3 protein-coding genes are annotated in these 3,572 nt (G+C 39.0%); all 3 read left to right on the forward strand.

Features of this window, described 5'->3' with window-relative positions:
* Positions 1-261: 261 nt before the first annotated feature.
* Complete coding sequence (locus tag AC06OU_RS14005; RefSeq protein ID WP_475856588.1) at positions 262-960, forward strand: ABC transporter ATP-binding protein; 699 nt, start codon at positions 262-264, stop codon at positions 958-960.
* Positions 950-2,242, forward strand: coding sequence for an ABC transporter permease (locus tag AC06OU_RS14010; protein WP_475856590.1), 1,293 nt, complete (start codon positions 950-952; stop codon positions 2,240-2,242). Before AC06OU_RS14005 ends, AC06OU_RS14010 begins: the two co-directional genes overlap by 11 nt.
* Positions 2,243-2,544: 302 nt before the next feature.
* Complete coding sequence (locus AC06OU_RS14015; RefSeq protein ID WP_475856592.1) at positions 2,545-2,925, forward strand: PH domain-containing protein; 381 nt, start codon at positions 2,545-2,547, stop codon at positions 2,923-2,925.
* The last annotated feature ends 647 nt before the right edge of the window (positions 2,926-3,572 follow it).

Below are 3,572 nucleotides of genomic sequence, written 5' to 3' on the forward strand. Positions count from 1 at the left end.
AGAGGAGCAGTTTTTTTATTGTTTAGGAAATTATAAAATTCTGAGCCTGTGGATAAATTATTGTCTAGCGCAAGCAGCCTTGCCCCTCGGGGTCAAATGGATAAAAGCTCCGGTGGCTGAGGAACTGCCTCCTCGCTTTTCTTGTGCACCAAATTCATGAATTTCGTTGTCTTTCTTAAGAATTTCTTCATTTTTATCCTTCCTGAATGTTAAGAAACGTTGCCTATAATGAATAAGAAGGTAACAAGGAAGGGGTATTGCATGATACATGTAAAGAATGTCAATCATACATTTTTAATTGGAAAGAAAGGAAAAGAGAAGAAGGTGCCTGTACTAAAGAATCTCTCCTTTGACGTTCAACAGGGAGAAATTGTGGCCGTAGTTGGTAAAAGTGGTTCGGGTAAGTCTACGTTATTGAACACGCTTGCTGGCTTTATGAGTCCAGAACAAGGGTCTATTCTTATAAATGGTCAAGAGACTGTTAAGTTAAATGAAACTGAAAGAGCAGACTATCGCTTAAATAATTTCGGCTTTATCTTTCAAAACTTTCAGCTGATGCCTGGTTTAACTGCTTTTGAAAATGTAGAGCTGCCATTAAAGCTGAAAGGAATATCTTCTAAAAAACGTAAAGTAACCGTCCTTCAAATTATGAAAAAGGTAGGGTTAGATGCTGTGTCCGATCATTATCCAAATGAATTGTCTGGTGGGCAGCAACAGCGGGTTAGTATAGCTCGTGCACTAATCACGAGCCCCCCTATTTTATTGGCAGATGAGCCAACCGGTAGCCTAGACTCAGAGACAGAGCAGGACATTCTACTTCTCATTCAAGAACTCAATCAGACTATGGGGATTACTTTTGTTATTATCACACATGATGAAGAGGTAGCTAGTATCGCACACCGCAAGTTAAAGATGCACGACGGAGAACTTAGGAAGGAGGATATGTCTCATGTTATTTAAGGATCAGCTAGAATTTGTATCCCAGCATATTAAGAAAAATAAACTACGAGTATTTATGACAGTGCTTGCTGCAACAATGGGTTGTGCATTTTTAATCGTTCTAGCTTCTATAGGGTTTGGTGTACAGGATATGATGCGTTCTGAAATATTAGAGGACCAAGCTATTACAGAGGTAGAAGTGTATGGTAACGACGGCGTAATCGATTATGAGGAAATAAAAAATATAGATTCGGTTGGAGCGGTTGTTCAACGTGCTAGCATAGACGTCGAAACTATTTTTAAATTAGAGGATAGAACAATTTTCGGAAACTCAAAGCTAACCAATTTTAAAGAAGAAACAAATTCAAACCTTTCATTATCCGAGGGTAGAATGCCTAAAGATAGTAATGAAATTATTGTTGGTTATCATTTCGCAGAAAACTTGTGGACAGAACAAGAGTTTGCGACTTGGGAAGATGGAGCTGCAGAGGATGGAGAAGTACCGAAAGGGTATGAAGAATCCATACTAGGTAAAGAGGTTACTCTAGCCATGAAGCCATATGGTCAAGAGGATACTTTTCCAGAACAATGGACTTTTACAATTGTAGGGGTTACTAAGCAACCAGCAAAAGACTGGATAGTCGATAAAATTGTCCTAATGGATGAGTCTTGGACGGAAACATTAATGGAATCCTATAAAGCGAATGTAGCAGAGGTACCAGAAGAGGTTCTATACACAGAAACGAAAGTGTTTACAGCTAGTCTAGAAGACGTCAAGGCTGCAACAGATGAACTTAAAGAGATGGGTTACAGTGTTTACTCTGTTTCCGAGCAATTGGAGCAGTTAGATGTATTTTTTATGGCATTTAAAATAGGACTTATATTTGTAGGTACGATTGCAGTTTTAATTTCATCTATAGGTATCTTTAATACGATGACAATGGCAGTTACAGAGAGAACAAGAGAAATTGGAGTGATGAAAGCAATTGGGGCTAGCCCAAAACTAATCCGACGATTATTTCTCATGGAAAGTGCATGGATCGGTATCATTGGAACTGTGCTTGCAGTAATTATTTCTTATGTAGTGAGTTACTTAGCTAATCTAGTCTTGCCAATTGTTGTGGGCATGGCATTAGAGGAGGAGAGTATAGCGGGAATGAATTTAACATTTTCGTTAATCCCTTGGCAGCTTGTAGCTATTGCGTCTTGCATAAGTATTGGGGTAGCTATGATTTCTGGATGGAGACCAGCAAAGAAAGCTACTAAAATAGATGTAATTCAGGCCTTGCGACAAGAGCTATAACATAAAAGAGTGAACGGATGCCGTTTAAGCATCGGTTCACTCTTTTTATGCAAAAGCTTATTAAAGAAAAAGGTTGATGCATAGTAAAATGGTATGGTGACAAGACCCTATATCTGATGGTAGCAGAACTTGCTTTAACGAATTAAAAGTGGAGATTAAGCGTTTACCATTAAATCAATTTAATGACAACATAGTAGTGGGATTAGATGTGATACAATCATACATGTTCTTAATACAAAGATATTGAAATGTCATAAAGACACTTGTTAAATAAATAACATGCCATGAAAAGAGGGAATAAATTGTCTATTTTAAACGGATTGCTTGGAAATGCTTCTGAAACAAATGCAGATACAGTAGAAAAAGAGTTAAGTGAAATTCTGATTCAAGGTGAAAAGGTAGAACATGCTTATAAATTAGTACGTGATCAAATTGTATTTACATCCAAAAGACTGCTTCTGGTAGATAAGCAAGGGATGTCAGGAAAAAAAGTAGAATATCATTCTATACCTTATTCATCCATTTTACATTTTAGTGTAGAAACAGCAGGCAGTATGATGGATTTAGATGCGGAGTTAAAAATCTTTATCTCCGGAAGTGCTGAGCCCATCCAAAAACGTTTTAATAAGAGTCTAAACATCTTTAAAGTGCAGCAAGTATTAGCTACTTATACGTTAAAATAATTTCAGTATAAAGACAAAAAAACTTGAAGGGATCGAATCCTTCAAGTTTTTTTGCTAGTGCGCCCGGCATGCGCATGAACTATAGGGTGCAAGTCCCGAACCGCGAAGACAGAAGTAGAGGTTAGCCAAGAGCAAGGGTGTCCATGGTGACGTGGAATCTGAAGGAAGCTGGAGGCAAAGCACCGGTCCGAGGAACACGAACCTCATAGAAGGCTAGGTATGACTGAGTGAGTTTGCTAGACAAAACAAAGCTCTTTCTGTCGAAGGTCATACCAAGTAAATGAGGCGGATAGATGGTGTGAAAGTGCATGCGCTTACCCGGGGAGGTCTGATGGAAACGTGAAGTACCCTTCATAACCCACTCCATGAGGAGTGGCTGAACCATCAGAAGTCAGCAGAGGTCATAGTACGAATGGGTCTAGAACCATTCGGAAGGACTGAACAATTAGGAGAGAATAGCCCTTGGCTTTCCAACTTGGATGAGTGAACACAGAAAACGAAAGAAACCTCACGCTTAGAAAGTAGTGGTGAATCCCACGAGGGTATTTGCGGAGGGTGTAGTCCAGTTGGGCAAAAGAAGATAAGCTATTCACGGAAAGGAACGAAATGGTGATGTTGAATCAGATACTTGAACGGAAAAACATGAT

This window comes from Psychrobacillus sp. (assembly GCF_056205495.1).

Excerpts from the sequence above, each read along its gene's own strand:
- AC06OU_RS14005 (WP_475856588.1), top strand. The coding sequence starts at position 262 with ATGATACATGTAAAGAATGTCAATCATACATTTTTAATTGGAAAGAAA.
- AC06OU_RS14010 (WP_475856590.1), top strand. The coding sequence starts at position 950 with ATGTTATTTAAGGATCAGCTAGAATTTGTATCCCAGCATATTAAGAAA.